The following is a 15,821-nucleotide window of genomic DNA, read 5'->3' on the forward strand; positions in this document are numbered from 1 at the left end:
TGGCGGCATGACTGATTTCAATCCCGCCCATGCACGCCTGTTTCCAACGCAGGGCCTCAGCCTCGGCCTGATGACGCCGGTGGCCGCACACGGCCTGGCCGATCCACATGAGGCACGACGCATCGCGCGGCTGGCCGATGATCTGGGTTTCGCCGCGCTGTGGACCCGCGATGTGCCCTTGATGGTGCCGCAGGGGCCGGATGCGACTGCCAGTGCGCTGGATGATCCGTTCCTGTGGTTGGGCATGCTGGCCGCGGCGACCGAACGCATCGTGATCGGCACTGCGGCCATCGTGCTGCCGTTGCGGCAACCGCTGCAGGTGGCGAAGTCGGCGCTGACGCTGGACCGGATCAGCGGTGGACGCTTCGTGCTGGGCCTTGGGTCGGGTGATCGGCCTGAGGAGTTCGCGGCATTCGGCGAGGATCTGGAAAGCAGGGCAGCGACCTTCCGCGAACGCTGGTCGCTGCTGCGTGCAGCGCTGTCGCCCGAACCGTCCGAGCGTGCGCCGGTGTTGCAGACAACCGGTGGATACGACGTACTTCCCGCGCCGGCCAAGCGCATTCCGATGCTGGTGGTCGGCACTGCACGGCAGAGCCTGCAGTGGATCGCGCGCGAAGCCGAAGGCTGGGCCACCTATCACCGCGAAGAGACCGCGCAGGAAGGGCGCATCGGTCTTTGGCAGCAGGCCCTGGCCCAGCGCGGCGGCGCGTCCAAGCCGTTCGTGCAGTCGATGCTGCTGGACCTGCAGGCCGACCCGGCTGCGCCGGCAGAGCCGCTGCCGCTGGGCCTGAAGGTGGGCCGCGATGGCCTGCGCGACTACCTGTTGCGGGTGCACGCGCAAGGCGTGGCCCATGTGATGTTCAACCTGGTCGATAACGGCCGGGCGATGGACGAGGTGCTGCGTGAGATCGGCGAGCAGATCCTGCCGGACACGCTTCGGTAGGTGTCCACCTTGGTGGACACAGCTCTAACGTTCGCCTCTACCGTTCGCCGGGCATGGCCCGGCGCTACCCTCGGTGTTCGGATCGTTCGCATCTGCGTATCATTCGCATTTGATATCCACTGTTGGAGCCTTGCGTGACCCACCGCAACCCGCTGCATCCGACCGGACGCCTGTTCGCGATCGTCGCCTTCATCGAGGCCATCACCTGGGCCGGTCTGCTGGCTGGCATGTGGCTCAAGTACGGCCCGCAGGCCAACGTCGCGCTGGTGAAGCTGTTCGGGCCGCTGCATGGCGTGGCGTTCATGGTGTACGTGGCGGTGACCCTGTTTGCGGCGCTGCGCCTGCGCTGGCCGTGGTGGGCAACGGGGCTGGCCTTGCTGGCCGCGATTCCGCCGCTGGTGACCCTGCCGCTGGAGTGGTGGTTCAAGCGTCGCGGCCTGCTGTCGGTACGCGCAGGGCAGTGATGCACCTGCGGGTGCATGCCCGTTAAGCGAATGGGTATCAAATGCAAATGCGAGCCGTTATCATTTAAGGATGACGTCGCCGCCTGACAGGGCGACGTCGCGCGGGGTGCGGATGCGCCCGGCGTTCCCTCCTTGGTTACGGTTGGTGTTCCATGCATGCACGTCCCGTGGTTCCCGGCTTGCCGGCGCTGGTGTTGGCTGCCCTGATCGGCACCATGGCGATGATGTCCTTCGTCGCCGTCATCGGCCCGGTGGTCCGCCTGCTGGGCCTGTCTGAATGGCATGCCGGTCTATCGGTCACGGCTGCGGGTGTGTTGTGGATGCTGGCCGCTCGCCCCTGGGGGCAGCTCAGCGATCGCATCGGCCGCAAGCGCGTGCTGGTGCTGGCCATGAGCGCCTACACGCTGGTCTACATCGCGTTGGCGGTGTTCATCGATGTGGCGCTGCAGACGATACCGCCGGTGCTGGTCTCGGTGCTGGTGCTGGTAGGTGCGCGCGGGCTGGTGGGCTTGTTCTATGCGGCCGTGCCGCCAACCGCCGCTGCGCTGATCGCAGACCAGGCCCCGCCGGGTCAACGCACCAAGTTCCTGGCCCGGCTGGGCAGCGCCAATGCGCTGGGCATGGTGCTGGGCCCGGCTGCTGCCGGATGGCTTGCCTACAAGAACCTGCCGTTGGCGCTGTATGTGGCGGCGCTGTTGCCGCTGCTCGCGCTGGGTCTGCTGGCGTGGCGCTTGCCGGCCACGCCCCCGGTGGCTGCCGCACAGAACCGCAAGCGCATACCACTGTCGCGCCTCGACCCGCGGCTGCGCCTGCCGCAGATGGCTGCATTCGTGGCGATGGTGTCGGTCACCATCGCCCAGGTCACGGTTGGCTTCTTCGCCATCGATCGCTTCGGCCTGGATGCAGCCGAAGGCGCGCGCATGGCCGGCATCGCCCTGACTGCAGTGGGTGTGGGCCTGATCCTTGCGCAGGGGCTGGTGATGAAGCTGGATGTGCATCCCCGGCACTGGATCATCTTCGGCGCACTGATCGCCGGCATCGGCTTCGCCTCGGTGTCCGCGGTGCAGCAGACCTGGCAGTTGCCGGCGGCCTACGCGCTCGCGGCGTTCGGCATGGGCTTCGTGTTTCCCTCGTTCCAGGCGTTGGCCGCCGATGCGGTGCAGGCGCACGAACAGGGTGCGGCGGCCGGCACGGTCGCGGCGGCACAGGGGCTGGGCATGGTAGCCGGGCCGATGCTCGGCACCCTGTTGTATCGCGGCGGGGCCAGCCTGCCTTACCTGCTGGTCGGCGTGCTGCTGCTGGTGCTGTGCGTGCTGGCCGCAGCGTATCGGATGAAGGAGACGACATGAACGATTCCCTGATGCAGGGCGCGTGGCCGGAGGCTGCGTCGATGCTGCCGGAGCCCACCGCTGAAGCATCGCTGTTCCTGCTGCGGCAGGCCGATCAGCAGATGCACGCGCGGGGCTGCCGCGCACCTTTGCCGGCGGGCGCGCTGGCCACGCTGGCCGAGCGCGTGGCGACGTTCTTCGCGCAGCAGCGCGGTGGCCCGGGCCTGCTGGTCGGCGCGGTGCCGTTCGAGCCGCGTGCCGATGATGCGTTGTACCAGCCCGAGCGCCTGCTGCCGGCGTTGCCCGTGCAGTCGCAGGCAGCGCCAGCGCTGTCCGGAGCGCTGAGCGCCGAGCCGTCCGCGCAGGACTATGCGGCGTCAGTGGCCGACGCGGTCAGCGCGATGCGCGCGCCCAACCCGGTGCTGCACAAGGTGGTACTGGCGCGCAGCCTGTTGGCGCGCACGCAGCAGGCGCTGTCGCCGGAAATGCTGCTGGCCCGCCTGGGTACCGATCCTTCGGTGGCGACCTACGCCGTGCCGCTGCCGGTGGACGTCGGCCAGGCACCTGCGTGGCTGGTGGGGGCGACGCCGGAGCTGCTGCTGCGCAAGCGCGGTGCGCAGGTACTGTCGCATCCGCTTGCCGGTTCGGCGCGGCGCAGTGCCGATCCGGCGGCCGACGAGCGCGCCGCGCAGGCGTTGCTGGCATCGGCAAAGGATCACGACGAACACCGCCATGTGGTGGAAGCCATCGTCGATGGCCTGTCGCCGTGGTGCAGCCACATCGAGGCGCAGCCGCGCCCGGTGCTGCACGCTACCGCCAGCATGTGGCATCTGGGAACGCGCATCCACGCCACGTTGAAGGACGCTGCCACCCCGGCGGCGACCCTGCTGGCCGAGCTGCATCCCACACCGGCCGTCTGCGGTACCCCGCGGCTGCAAGCACTGCAGCGCATCCGTGCGCTGGAACCGGTGCCGCGCGGCTTCTATGCCGGTGCCGTGGGCTGGCTGGATGCACAGGGTGACGGCGACTGGTATGTGGCGATCCGCTGCGCGCGCCTGCAGGGCACCCAGCTGCGCCTGTATGCCGGCGCCGGCATCGTCGCCGACTCGCAGCCCGCCGCCGAGGTCGCCGAGACCGCCGCCAAGTTCGCTGCGCTGTTGAACGCACTGGGCGTGCAGGACCCGCTGCCCCTGATCGAGGTATCCGCATGACGCCGTCCGCCGTTGACTCCCGCCTGCCGCTGCAGCAGCAATGGCCTGAAGCGCTGGTCGCGCGCTATCGGGCTGCAGGTCATTGGCGTGGCGAAACCTTCCCCGGTTTCCTGCGCGAACGCGCCGAGCGTCATGCCGATGACATCGCGGTGGTGGCTGGCGATGTGCGCCTGAGCTATGCGCAGCTGTGGCATGAGGCCGGGCGCATCGGTGCCGGCCTGCTGGCGCTGGGCCTGCAACCCGGGCAGCGCGTGCTGGTGCAGCTGGGCAACAGCGCCAGTTTCATCAGCACCATCTGCGGGCTGTTCCGCGCCGGGCTGGTGCCGGTATACGCGCTGCCGGCGCATCGCATCACCGAGCTGGCCCACTTCGCCCGCAAGGCCGAGGCCAGTGCCTACATCAGTACCGATGTACATGAGGGCTTCGATCATCGGGGCCTGGCGCGCGCGCTGCAGGCGGACGTGCCGGCGGTGCGCCACGTGCTGATCGATGGCGATGCGGCCGAGTTCGTCGCGCTGGACTCGCTGCAGGGCGACCGCAGCCAGCTGCCGGCCGATCCTGATCCGCAGTCGGTGGCGTTCCTGCAGATCTCCGGCGGCAGCACCGGGCTGTCAAAGCTGATTCCGCGCACGCACGACGATTACATCTACTCGTTCCGCGCCAGCAACGAAATCTGCGGTATCGACCGCGATAGCGTGTACCTGGTCGCGCTGCCGGCGGCACACAACTTCCCGATGAGTTCGCCCGGCTTCTTCGGTGCGCTGTACGCCGGTGCCCGCGTGGTGCTCAGCCCGGGCCCCGGCCCGGACGCGGCATTCCCGTTGATCGCGCGCGAGAAGGTGACCTGCTGTGGTCTGGTACCGCCGCTGGCGCTGCTATGGGCGCAGGCGGCGGCGACCAGCAAACACGATCTGTCCAGCCTGCAGGTACTGCAGGTCGGTGGCGCGAAGCTGGTGCCGGAGGCCGCACGGCGGGTCATTGATGGCCTTGGATGCACATTGCAGCAGGTCTTCGGCATGGCCGAAGGCCTGGTCAACTACACCCGGCTGGATGATCCGCAGGAACTGATCGTTGCCTGCCAGGGGCGGCCGATCAGCGCCGATGATGAAGTGCGCGTGGTCGATGACCATGACCAGCCTGTTGCCGAAGGCGGGGTTGGCCATCTGCTCACGCGGGGCCCGTATACCATCCGCGGTTACCACAACGATGCGGCGGCGAATGCACGCTCGTTCACCGACGATGGCTTCTATCGCACCGGCGACCGCGTGCAGCAGCTGCCCGGGGGCTACCTGGTGGTGCAGGGTCGTGCCGGCGACCACATCAACCGGGCGGGCGAGAAGATCTCCGCCGAGGAGATCGAGGACCATCTGCTGGCCCATGGCAGCGTGTTCGATGCCGCGGTGGTCTCCATTCCCGATGAGTATCTCGGGGAGCGCAGCTGTGCCTTCGTGATCCAGCAGGGCGAGGCGATCAAGGCACCGGCGCTGAAGGCGTGGATGCGCGGACGTGGCCTGGCCGCGTTCAAGGTGCCCGATCAGATTGTTTTCGTGGACAGCTTCGATACCACGGCGGTTGGCAAGATCAGCCGCCGCGAACTGCGCGCGCAGCTGCGTGCGCGTCATCTGCAACAGACAGGAGGAACGCGCTGATGGCGCTGCCCCGCATTACCCCGTATTCCCTGCCGACCGCTGCGGAACTGCCGCAGGCGCGTGGTGCCTGGCGTCCCCAGCGTGATCGTGTTGCCTTGCTGGTGCACGACATGCAGCGCTATTTCCTTGCCGCCTTCGATGCTGGCAACGCGCCGCTGCGGCCGGCAGTGGACAACATCGCGCGTCTGTTGGGACATTGCCGTACGCACGGCATTCCGGTGTTCTACACCGCCCAGCACGGCGACCAGGACCGCCGTGACCGCGGCCTGCAGGCAGACCTGTGGGGCCCGGGCATGGGCCGGCGTGCCGACCACGAGCCGATCATTGACGCGTTGGCACCAGCACCGGGCGAGCATGTGCTGGTCAAGCACCGCTACAGCGCGTTCCAGCGCAGCAATCTGGAAACGCTGATGCGCGTGCGTGGCCGCGACCAGCTGCTGATCACCGGCGTGTACGCGCACATCGGATGCACGGCTACGGCGGTGGAGGCGTTCCAGCGCGACATCGAGACCTTCATCGCTGCCGATGCCGTGGCTGATTTCTCGCGTGCCGACCATGATCAGGCGCTGCACTGGATCGCCCGCACCTGCGGCGTACCGATGACCACCGACCAGCTGCTGGAGGCACTGTAATGAACGCGACGACCGAAACCTTGACCCTGGAGCGAATGCGCGCCGACGTCGCCCGCGTGCTGGATTGCCAGGCGGCTGACATCGGCGACGATGACAACCTGATCGATCTGGACCTGGATTCGATGCGCATGCTGGGGCTGGTGCTGGCCTGGGGCAACACCGGGCTGCCACTGGAATTTTCGCAGCTGGCCGAACACACCACGCTGCGCCAATGGTGGGCGGTGGTGCAGCAGCTGCAGGCCGCGCAGACGGCATGAACGGATCGCCGCTGCCGCTGACCGAGGCGCAGGCCGGGCTGTGGTTTGCCCAGCGGCTGGCACCGGAGAATCCTGCATTCAATACCGCGCATGCGGTGTGGATCGAGGGTCCGTTGGATGTGGCAGCGTTCACCGCTGCCGCCAATCAGGCCGCCGCCGAGGCCGAGGCGTTGGCCTTGCGTTTCGCCGAGGCCGAGGACGGCCAGCCCGTGCAATGGCACGAATCCATGCGGGTGCCATTGCTGCAGCTGCGCGATGTCGCTGCTGCGGTCGATCCGCAGCAGACGGCACGCGCTGCGATGCAGGCCGATCGCTCCAGCGCAGTTGATCCGACCCGCGACCGACTGAGCCAGCAGGTGCTGTTCAACCTGGGCGGCCAGCGCTGGGCCTGGTACCTGCGCGTGCATCACCTGGCCACCGATGGCTATGGCATGGCGCTGTTTACTGACCGTGTCTGCGCACTGTATGCGGGCCGCACTGGTAGCGCGTTGCCAGCGCTGGCGGGCGTGCTGGCCGACGATGCCAGCTACCGCAGCGATGCGCGCCGCGACGCCGACAGGCAGTGGTGGCTGCAGGCACTGCAGGGCGCGCCGGCCTCCACCGGCCTGGCCGGAACCGCCGCTGCCAGTGACGATGCCGTGCGTTGGGTGCAGCCGGTGGACCCTGCTTTCCGCGACCGCCTGCTGCAGGTTTCGGCATCGTGGCTGCAGCCGTGGCCGGATGTGCTCGCTGCATTGGCCGCCGAGTATGTGCGCCGCATGAGCGCGTCCGGGGAAGTCGTGCTCGGCGTGCCCTACATGGCGCGGCTGGGCAGCGTCGCGGCGCGGGTGCCGGCGATGGTGATGAACGTGTTGCCGCTGCGGGTGGCGGGCGGCGAGGACAGCGTCGAGGAATTCTGCCGGCGCATCGGGCGGCAGCTTAGCCAGGGCCGCAAGCATGGCCGCTACCGGGGCGAGCAGTTGCGTCGTGACCTCGGGCTGGTCGGCGCACAGCACCGCCTGCATGGGCCGTTGATCAACGTACAGCCCTTCTACAAGCCGCTGGCGCTGCCGGGTGTGCAGGCCTCGCTGGAGGTGCTCAGCACCGGGCCGGTGGACGATTTGACACTGGGCTTCCGTGGCGATGGGCAGACTCTGCTGGATCTGGAGATTGAAGCGAACCCCGCCCTGTACGATCTGGACGAGGTGAAGGCGCATGCCCGGCGGTTGCTGCGTTTCGTGTCGGCGGCGCTGCAGGCCGAAGACATCGCGGCGGTGCCGCTGGCCACGCCGGAAGAATCCAGGCAGGTCCTGCTTGGCTTCAATGCCACCGCGCATCCGCTGCCTGACACCACCCTGGTCGAACTGCTGCAGCAGGGCATGGACCGTGATCCGTCGGCACCGGCGCTGGTGTTCGGCGATAAGACGCTGGACCATGCCACGCTGGAGGCGCGCAGCTTCGCACTGGCCGCGCAGCTGCGTTCGCTGGGCGTGGGCCCGGGCACCATCGTCGCGGTAGCGCTGCCGCGTTCGCTGGAACTGGTGGTGGCGCTGCTGGCGGTACTGCGCGCAGGTGGCGCGTACCTGCCACTGGACCTTGCCCATCCGGCTGAGCGCCTGGCGCGCATCCTGGCGTCGGCGCAACCGGCCTGTGTACTGGCAGAGGCCAGCGCGCAATCCCCGTTGGCGGACGTGCCGGTGCTGCCGCCGGAGCAGTGGACCGATGTGAGCTTTGCCGCACCGTGGCCGGGCCCGATGGACGACGATGCGGCCTATGTGATCTATACCTCGGGTTCGACCGGCGAGCCCAAGGGCGTGGTGATCGAGCACCGCGCCATCGTCAATCGCCTGCTGTGGATGCGCGAGCACTACGGCATCGGCGCCGACGACCGGATTCTGCAGAAGACCCCGGCAACCTTCGACGTATCGGTCTGGGAATTCTTCCTGCCACTGCTGTGCGGCGCGACGCTGGTGTTGGCGGGGCCGGATGCGCACCGCGACCCGACCGAGCTGGCGCGATTGATCCGCATGCATGGCATCACCACCGCCCATTTCGTACCGTCGATGCTGGACGCGTTCCTGGCTGCACCGGCCTCACAGGACCTGCAGCTACGGCGAGTGTTCACCAGTGGCGAGGCGCTGGATGCCGCCCTGCGTGACTGCTTCCACGCGAGAATGCAATCCGAACTGCACAACCTGTACGGGCCGACCGAGGCGGCAGTAGATGTGAGCTGGTGGCCGGCGTCGGCCGATGACCGCTCGCGCCCGGTGCCGATCGGTTTCCCGGTCTGGAACACCCGTCTGTATGTGCTGGACGCACGGATGCAGCCCGTGCCGGTGGGCGTGGCGGGTGACCTCTACCTCGGCGGTGTGCAGTTGGCGCGTGGCTATCTCGGCCGCGACAACCTGACCGCTGAGCGCTTCCTGGCCGATCCGTTCCTGCCGGGTGAACGCATCTATCGTACTGGCGACGTGGCGCGCTGGCGGGCCGACGGTGCTGTCGAATACCTGGGGCGCAGCGACCACCAGGTGAAACTGCGCGGCCTGCGCATCGAGCTTGGCGAGATCGAAGCGGCATTGCGCGAGCTGCCTGGCATGGACCGGGTGGAAGTGCTGTTGCGCGATGATCTTCCCGGTGAGGCGCGGCTGCTCGCCTATGTGCCGTCGACCCAGGCGGATGCAGCGGTGCTGCGCAGTCATCTGTTGACGCGGGTGCCCGACTACATGGTGCCGTCTGCGTTCGTGGGCGTGGATCAGTGGCCGGTGACTGCCAATGGCAAGCTGGACCGGGCTGCGCTGCCGAAGCCGCCGCAGCAGGAGATCGCGGGGCAGGCACCGCGCACCCCGCTGGAGCGGGAACTGGCCGGGCTGTTCGCGCAGGCGCTGGGGCGTGAAGCGCCGGTGGCCGTCGATGTGGATTTCTTCAGTCTCGGTGGCGACTCGCTTTCGGCCGTGCACCTGCTGCTGGCCATCGAGCAGCGCTGGCGATGCGAGCTGGGACTCGGCGCGCTGTTCGCGCAACCGACCGTCGCCGCGCTGGCAACACGCATCGCCGAGCCGCCAGCACGTGCCGATCACGCGTTGGGCCCGGTGATTGCACTGTCTGCGTCCGACGAGCCAACCGTGGCGCCCTTGTTCGTGCTGCACCCGGCCGGCGGCATTGCATGGAACTACCGCGCGCTTGCGCGGGCGTTGCAGCCAACGCGCGCGGTGTATGGGCTGCAATCACCTGCACTCGATCCTGCGCAACCGCTGCCAGGCAGCATCGAGGCCATGGCCAATGACTATGTGCAGCGGGTGATCACGCTGCAGCCGCAGGGGCCGATCCATCTGCTCGGCTGGTCGGTCGGCGGCATCCTTGCGCAGGCGATGGCGGTGCGCCTCCACGACCTCGGCCGCGACGTCGGCGAACTGGTGCTGCTCGATGCCTATCCCAGCGAATGCTGGCGTGCCGAACCGGAGCCCGACCCGATCGCGGCGCTGCGGGCGCTGTTGGCCATCGCCGGGCACGATCCTGACGCGCATCCCGAGCTGGACGACCGCGCGCGCATCCTCGCCTTCCTGCGGCGTGGCGGCAGCGCGCTGGGCAGCCTGCCCGAGGTGGTGCTCGACGGTGTGGTGCGGGCGGTGACCGGAACCAATCGACTGATCCGCGAACACCAGCACCGACCCTTCGTGGGAACGCTGGCGCATGTGCGCGCCGGACGCGATCATCAGGCACGGCCGCAGTTGCAGTCCGCACTGTGGAAGGCCCATGCGCTGCAGGTGGATGCCATCGAGCTGCCGTTCCTGCACGCCGAACTGACTGGCCGCGACGCCGTGGCACAGCTGGCACCGTGGCTATCGGCGCGTCTGCAGCAGTGGGACAGGCAACAGGAGAATGCAACGTGCAGTTGACGGGTTTTGAAGGAAACGTGGCGCTGGTGACCGGCGCAGCCGGCGGTATCGGCGCGGCACTGGTGGGGCAGCTGCTGGACGCAGGATGCCGGGTGGTGGCGACCGATCGTGAGCGGCCTGCGCTGGCGACCGACGATGGGCGCGTGCAGGCCTTCGCACTGGACGTTACCGACGGTGCGGCCGTGGACGCGCTGGTCGACCAGGTGGAAGCCACGGTGGGGCCGATCATGCTCGCGGCCAGTGTGGCTGGCGTGTTGCATGTCGGCGAGGTCGTGGACACCAGCGACGCGGATTGGCGCAGGGTGTTCGCGGTCAATGCCGACGGTGTGTTCCATGTCGGTCGTGCACTGGCGCGGGTGATGTCACCGCGCAGGCAAGGCGCCATCGTGACCGTCAGCTCCAACGCGGCGGGCGTGCCACGGCATGGCATGGCCGCTTATGCCGCCTCGAAGGCGGCGGCGACGATGTTCACCCGCTGCCTGGGCCTGGAGCTGGCGCCGCTGGGCATCCGCTGCAACATCGTTGCGCCGGGCTCCACGTTGACGCCGATGCAGACCGGCATGTGGGAAGACGAGCAGGGCGCGGCGCGGGTGATCGCTGGCAATCCGGCGATTTACAAGGCGGGCATTCCGATGCGGAAGCTGGCCACGCCGGAGGACATCGCACAGGCGGTGATGTTCCTGCTGTCCGAGCAGGCCGGCCACGTAGCGATGAGTGACCTGTACGTGGATGGCGGCGCCACGCTGCGCGGGTAGGAATGCACTCTGTAGAGCCGAGCCCATGCTCGACTTATTACTCAATGCGGGAACATTCCGTGCAGAGCAGCCGAGCATGGGCTCGGCTCTACAGAATCTATCGTGGCGTGACGGGTAGTGGCTGCGGCAGGGTGAGCCGATATACCAACACCCGGTTGTCGTTGTCGTACGCGCTGTCGCAGTGCTCCCCCTGCATGCGGCAGCTGCGGGCGATGAAGTCGTTGTCGTTGCCGATCAGCAGCAGTACGTCGTTCGGGTGCTCTGGATCAAGCACCGGCAACACGTCCATCGCCTCCCATTTCTCCGACAGCAGCCCCGGGTGCGGGCCGCGCCCTCCCGGCCAGGGCCAGCTGAGTCCGGTCGAGCAGGTTCAGCACCTCTTTGACCTGGGCGGGCACGATACCGGTCTTCAACATGGCATCAGCCGGATCGGCCAGCACCGATGCCGTGCCGGTCTCATACTCGGTCTCAACCAGATTGGCGGCCTGTGCCACGTTCACCAGCAGCACCGATTTGTAGACGATCGGGTCATCGCCATCCTTGCCCAGGCCATTGCCATCGCGCGCCAGCATCAGGAAACGCTCCCTGTCCAACGCACGCAGCTCGCTCTGTGCAGCGGTACGGTCGAGCTTGCCCTTGCCGTCATGGGCATAGGCGGGCAGGATCATCACATGATGGCCGACAGGTTGCGCCGGCGTCGGGTTGGCAGATACGTCGTAGACCAGCACGCGGGTATTGATGCGGCCGGCGGCATTGCCCGCCGCGCTGTCCTGGATCAAGGCGCTCTGCAGGGCAACAAACAGCCGTGTGCCGTCGGGCGAAAGGCTCATGCCTTCCACGCCCTGGTTGTTGCGGCGCCCGGTCTGCGGCGGAGCCAACGATCCAAAGGCAGGCTTGCCATCACGCTGTGGCCGGATCGCCAGCGGCGGCACGATCACTCCCTGCAGCTGGCCCTGTGCATCGAAGTAGTAGACGTTGGCGGTGTACTCGTCGCCGATGTAGAAGTGGCCGTCGGCAGTGAACTGCAGGGATTCCGCATCGAGCGCGACCTTGCCGGCCCCCGCGCCCACGGCGGGCGAGGGCAGTACCACGCCACGCTGGTTGATCGTGTGATCACCCGGGTCGGCGCCGGTGAAGGGCTGGCCGTTGTAGTCTTTCAGTACCAGGCCCTTGTCGGGCGTCATCGTCACCACGCCGAAGCCCTTGGACGTCCCCTGCGGCCAGTCGATGCGCAGCTTCATGCGCTCCAGGCGGCCGGCGTAGTCGTAGAACAGGCCGGCCTCCGGATCGTTGCGGCCGCGGTCGGGCAGCGTCCACAGCACCCCCTGGTAGCCACGCGCGGTGCGCCGCCACGTGCCCGGCTGTATCGCCAACGACGAGAACGAGCCCAGCGTATCGCCGAGGAAGTCCACGGTGCCTGCCGGCAATCGCCCGGCGGCGACCAATCCCTTGTCCACGTAGGTGAAGCTGCCCACGTCCACCGCGCGTGGTGGCATGCCGCGGGCTTCATGCGGTGCGTTGTAGCCGCTGACCGAGAGCGCGGCCAACAGCAGGGCAGTAGCGGACATGGGTGACTCCTCGGCCGGTGATCAGAAGCGGATGTCGATGGTACCGAACACCTGGCGCGGTGCCGACGCATGGAACACATACAACTTGCCCGACGGGTCGCTGGGTGCGAACACGCTCGAATCCAGGTTGCTGGCGTAGCGCTTGTCACCCAGGTTGGTGACGTTCAGCGACAGGCGCATGCCCTTGGCGAAGCCGACCTGGCCGAAATCGTAGCCACCGGCAAGGTCGAACACGGTGAAGCCGCCGAAGCCCTGGTCGTTGGTATAGGTGTAGAAGCGCTCGCCGGTGCACTTGCCGCGCAGGCTGGCAAACCAGCCGTTGTCGCGCCAGGTGATCTCGGTGGCCAGCAGCTGCTTGGGCGTGTCGGTCTGGATCCTGCCCTTGATCTGCTGCTCGACGCCCGCCTGGATGTAGTTGGAGGCATACGTCGAGCGGTTAAGCGATGCCGAGGTGTACCAGCTGAAATGCTCGTTCGGTGTCCACAATACGGTCAGTTCGGCACCGCGGCTGTCGACGCCGCCGACGTTGTAGAAGCGGTTGCCGCAGGTCGGGCCGACAGCCTGCCGCGAGTCGCAGGGGTTGTACTGCAGCAGGCGGTTGTCGAAGCGCACGCTGTAGGCAGCGACCGATGCCTGCAGCGTGTCGGTGACGAAGCGGTAGCCCGCTTCCAGAGAGCGCGATTCTTCCGGTTTCAGGCTGCCCTGCGTGTTCCAGGTGGCCTGGCTGACCGCCTGCGGGCCCAGCTTGAAGCCGCCCTGGAACATGGCGATGTTCTCGGCGTAGCTGGCGAACACTTCGTGATGCTCGCTGAGGCGGAAATTGGCGCCAACGCTAGGCAGGAAGTTCTTGCTGGCCTTCAGCGAACCGGTGGCGAACTGGTTGTTCGAGCTTGGCGAGATCGGTGTCTTCGCATCGCCGGGCAGCGCCTGCGCGTCGGAGGTGGCATGCGGACTCTTGGCGCCGAATTCCACGGTCAGGCGGTCGTCAAGCAGGCGCCAGGTGTCCTTCAGGAAAAACTGGTGGGTTTTCCAGCGCGTACGCTGGGCGAACACGCCCACGTCGGAGGGCAGGGTGTTCATGCCGCTGAGGTCGCGTGGGCCGTCCACAGCGGTCTGGTAGCGTTCGGCGCTGCTGGTGTAGCGTTCGTACCAGATGCCACCTTCGATGCGGTGCGCACCCAGCTCCCAATCGAACGACAGCGTGCCGCCATCGCGGTCGATGGTGTAGATGGTGTTGCGGAAGATGATCGGGATTTCCTGCGCAGTGCCCTTGTTCGACCAGGCGCCGCTGTTCCAGTTGTGGCCTTCGCCGCGATCGTCGTGGTGGTAGGCCAGCGCCCGCAGGGTGAAGCCGTCGGCAAGGAAGAAGTCGCCGGCCAGGTAGTACAGGTTGTCATCGCGCAGGATCTGCCCGGCGGTGAAGGCGCCGTCGGCGTCCTTGTCCGGACCGCTGTTGTCGCACTTCTTCGCGTTGAGGCTGGCGGTGTTGCAGTAGGCCTTGGCCACGGCCCTGTTCCAGTCCGGTGCGTAGCCGCCCCAGTCCCAGCCCAGGCCGCGGGACATCTCGTCCTTGGACAGGTAGAAGTAGTCGGCCTGGCTGGTGCGCGAGGTGTCGACGAAGCCGGTGATCTGGCCGCTGCCGAAGTTCCACACGCCCTTGGCGTTGAACTGCTTGGTGGTGGATTTGTTGTACGCGGTCTGGTCGTTCCACAGGTCCGAGACCGCGTTCATGCCCGACACGTAGCCGGAGAATCCGTTGTACTCGCCGCTGTCCACGCGCACGAAGGTGCGACGGTTGGCATCGCTGCCGAAGGTCTGCACCACGCGGCCGCCCAGTTCCTGCGCCGGTCGGTCGGAGGTATAGGAAATGGTGCCGCCGAGGTTGCTGGTGGACGGCGTGCCGAGGCTGCCGATGCCCACCGCGAGTTCGGCGCCTGCCATGTTCTCGCTGATCAACGCACGGTTGATGGTCAGGCCGTTGTAGTTGTTGTACGCGCCATCGCCCAGCGGTACGCCGTCCAATGTGTAGCCCAGCCGGGTGGCGTTGAAGCCGCGCAGGCTGAGGGTCATCGACTGTTCGTTGGTACCCAGCGCATCGGCCGACTGCGCGTTGACGCCAGGCAGCAGGTTCAGCGTTTTCTGCAGGCTGGTGCCTGGCGGCAGGATGTCCAGGTTCTCGCGGGTGATGCGCTGCACCTGGCGCGCCTCGCCACTGCCGATGACTGAAACGGCATCGAGGTCGGTGGCCGACGGCGCCTGCTGCGCCCATGCGGTCGGCGCAAGGGCAAGGGACAACGCAGCAGCCAACAGGGTCTTGGTCATGGAGCAGGAACTCAGGCAGGCGCGAGCCGCCGCGTGGAAGCGGAGCTCAGGCAGATGAAAGGGGAAGGCGCGATGCGATCACAGACACCGGAGGCGTCGTTCGATCAACGTGAAAATGGTGCGCTAGTCAGATGACTGTCTGGTGACACCGCTACACGTGTGGCATACCGACGCATGCATAGGTAGATGCCAACCTTGGTTGGCATGCGCGGCGGCGAACAGACGCTGCGCTACCCGGTTGGTGGAGCTCCGGGCCGGGTTGCCATCAACAGTGTTGTTCGATCAAATCGAGTATGTGGGAGAGAAGTCTGTCGAAGGAGGTGAACGCTTCATAGACGTTATCGAACGCTACTTTGTCGCGAACCTGGTACGTGCCGGTTCCAGCCTCGAAGACATAGCAGTCCATGTCACTTTCTCCGAGCTCTACAAACCCGTCCATGAATCCCGTGTCGCGTGCGAGGAGATTCATTTCCACCAATGCAAGGGCTGTCCCACCACCGGAATAGGGGCGTGGAATGCTCGAGTAAAGGAAGACTCCCTGTGCTACCAGACCGTCGTGGCTTGAAAGGAAGTCCAGATAAGACTCTGGCAGGGTGTTGCCCAGCGTAGAAAGCGCCAAACTCTGGAGTGCTTCGATGCCAGAACGTCCAAGTGGAGGGCCAAGGTACATCTCGGCCTCATTGAGGTTCGCGCGGAGTTTAAGAAGTCTGGTTTCAGCTAAAGGCTGCATCTGCAGAAGTTGGATCTCGCGGGCGAGGGAGGCAGGCAGCCAGACATTGGCTGGATTCACCATCCGACGTCAATGCAAGTCGCTCCA

The 15,821-nt window shown here is 67.0% G+C and carries 13 protein-coding genes; 9 read left to right on the forward strand and 4 right to left on the reverse strand.

Translation table 11 applies throughout. The features are described from left to right. The first annotated feature begins 7 nt into the window (after positions 1–7). The 9 genes from QOL57_RS15705 (at position 8) to QOL57_RS15745 (ending at position 11,114) form a co-directional block, all read left to right on the forward strand. Positions 8–943 carry a TIGR03571 family LLM class oxidoreductase gene (locus tag QOL57_RS15705; protein WP_089235883.1) on the forward strand — a complete coding sequence of 312 codons (936 nt, stop codon included), beginning with the start codon at positions 8–10 and terminating at the stop codon, positions 941–943. A 134-nt stretch (positions 944–1,077) separates the two neighbouring features. Next, positions 1,078–1,407 carry a DUF3817 domain-containing protein gene (locus QOL57_RS15710; RefSeq protein ID WP_230109969.1) on the forward strand — a complete coding sequence of 110 codons (330 nt, stop codon included), beginning with the start codon at positions 1,078–1,080 and terminating at the stop codon, positions 1,405–1,407. Between the two features lie 152 nt (positions 1,408–1,559). Next, positions 1,560–2,756 carry an MFS transporter gene (locus tag QOL57_RS15715; protein WP_089235882.1) on the forward strand — a complete coding sequence of 399 codons (1,197 nt, stop codon included), beginning with the start codon at positions 1,560–1,562 and terminating at the stop codon, positions 2,754–2,756. Further along, positions 2,753–3,946 (forward strand): isochorismate synthase, encoded by a 1,194-nt coding sequence (locus tag QOL57_RS15720; protein ID WP_089235881.1) that lies wholly within the window; start codon positions 2,753–2,755, stop codon positions 3,944–3,946. Before QOL57_RS15715 ends, QOL57_RS15720 begins: the two co-directional genes overlap by 4 nt. Further along, entirely contained in the window at positions 3,943–5,595 is a 1,653-nt protein-coding gene (locus QOL57_RS15725) for an AMP-binding protein (protein WP_089235880.1), read from the forward strand. The genes QOL57_RS15720 and QOL57_RS15725 overlap by 4 nt, the downstream gene beginning before the upstream one ends. After that, entirely contained in the window at positions 5,595–6,227 is a 633-nt protein-coding gene (locus QOL57_RS15730; RefSeq protein WP_089235879.1) for an isochorismatase family protein, read from the forward strand. Before QOL57_RS15725 ends, QOL57_RS15730 begins: the two co-directional genes overlap by 1 nt. After that, positions 6,227–6,484, forward strand: coding sequence for a phosphopantetheine-binding protein (locus tag QOL57_RS15735; protein ID WP_089235878.1), 258 nt, complete (start codon positions 6,227–6,229; stop codon positions 6,482–6,484). Before QOL57_RS15730 ends, QOL57_RS15735 begins: the two co-directional genes overlap by 1 nt. Next, positions 6,481–10,359: a non-ribosomal peptide synthetase gene (locus tag QOL57_RS15740; protein ID WP_089235877.1), complete on the forward strand. Its 3,879-nt coding sequence runs from the start codon at positions 6,481–6,483 to the stop codon at positions 10,357–10,359. Before QOL57_RS15735 ends, QOL57_RS15740 begins: the two co-directional genes overlap by 4 nt. Then, entirely contained in the window at positions 10,350–11,114 is a 765-nt protein-coding gene (locus tag QOL57_RS15745) for a 2,3-dihydro-2,3-dihydroxybenzoate dehydrogenase (protein WP_089235876.1), read from the forward strand. Before QOL57_RS15740 ends, QOL57_RS15745 begins: the two co-directional genes overlap by 10 nt. Positions 11,115–11,211: 97 nt before the next feature. Here QOL57_RS15745 and QOL57_RS15750 read toward each other — a convergent pair whose 3' ends face one another. The 4 genes from QOL57_RS15750 to QOL57_RS15765 form a co-directional block, all read right to left on the reverse strand. Further along, the gene (locus QOL57_RS15750; protein WP_244900614.1) at positions 11,212–11,403 is read right to left on the reverse strand and encodes a hypothetical protein; all 192 of its coding nucleotides are present in this window, start codon (positions 11,401–11,403) and stop codon (positions 11,212–11,214) included. Next, positions 11,381–12,682: an esterase-like activity of phytase family protein gene (locus tag QOL57_RS15755; protein ID WP_244900612.1), complete on the reverse strand. Its 1,302-nt coding sequence runs from the start codon at positions 12,680–12,682 to the stop codon at positions 11,381–11,383. Before QOL57_RS15755 ends, QOL57_RS15750 begins: the two co-directional genes overlap by 23 nt. 21 nt (positions 12,683–12,703) lie before the next feature. Beyond that, entirely contained in the window at positions 12,704–15,004 is a 2,301-nt protein-coding gene (locus QOL57_RS15760; RefSeq protein ID WP_089235875.1) for a TonB-dependent receptor, read from the reverse strand. A 265-nt stretch (positions 15,005–15,269) separates the two neighbouring features. Further along, on the reverse strand, positions 15,270–15,797 hold the full coding sequence (locus QOL57_RS15765; protein ID WP_244900610.1) for a YrhA family protein: 528 nt from the start codon (positions 15,795–15,797) through the stop codon (positions 15,270–15,272). Between the last annotated feature and the right edge of the window lie 24 nt (positions 15,798–15,821).

Origin of the sequence: Stenotrophomonas sp. yr243 (genome assembly GCF_900184195.1) — a bacterium.
Classification (GTDB): Bacteria; Pseudomonadota; Gammaproteobacteria; order Xanthomonadales; family Xanthomonadaceae; genus Stenotrophomonas; species Stenotrophomonas lactitubi.

Bases quoted from the DNA above. Each gene is read 5' to 3' on its own strand.
- QOL57_RS15725 (WP_089235880.1), top strand. From the start codon at position 3,943: ATGACGCCGTCCGCCGTTGACTCCCGCCTGCCGCTGCAGCAGCAATGG.
- QOL57_RS15760 (WP_089235875.1), bottom strand. From the start codon at position 15,004: ATGACCAAGACCCTGTTGGCTGCTGCGTTGTCCCTTGCCCTTGCGCCG.
- QOL57_RS15735 (WP_089235878.1), top strand. From the start codon at position 6,227: ATGAACGCGACGACCGAAACCTTGACCCTGGAGCGAATGCGCGCCGAC.
- QOL57_RS15705 (WP_089235883.1), top strand. From the start codon at position 8: ATGACTGATTTCAATCCCGCCCATGCACGCCTGTTTCCAACGCAGGGC.
- QOL57_RS15740 (WP_089235877.1), top strand. From the start codon at position 6,481: ATGAACGGATCGCCGCTGCCGCTGACCGAGGCGCAGGCCGGGCTGTGG.
- QOL57_RS15730 (WP_089235879.1), top strand. From the start codon at position 5,595: ATGGCGCTGCCCCGCATTACCCCGTATTCCCTGCCGACCGCTGCGGAA.
- QOL57_RS15765 (WP_244900610.1), bottom strand. From the start codon at position 15,797: ATGGTGAATCCAGCCAATGTCTGGCTGCCTGCCTCCCTCGCCCGCGAG.
- QOL57_RS15720 (WP_089235881.1), top strand. From the start codon at position 2,753: ATGAACGATTCCCTGATGCAGGGCGCGTGGCCGGAGGCTGCGTCGATG.
- QOL57_RS15715 (WP_089235882.1), top strand. From the start codon at position 1,560: ATGCATGCACGTCCCGTGGTTCCCGGCTTGCCGGCGCTGGTGTTGGCT.
- QOL57_RS15750 (WP_244900614.1), bottom strand. From the start codon at position 11,403: ATGGACGTGTTGCCGGTGCTTGATCCAGAGCACCCGAACGACGTACTG.
- QOL57_RS15755 (WP_244900612.1), bottom strand. From the start codon at position 12,682: ATGTCCGCTACTGCCCTGCTGTTGGCCGCGCTCTCGGTCAGCGGCTAC.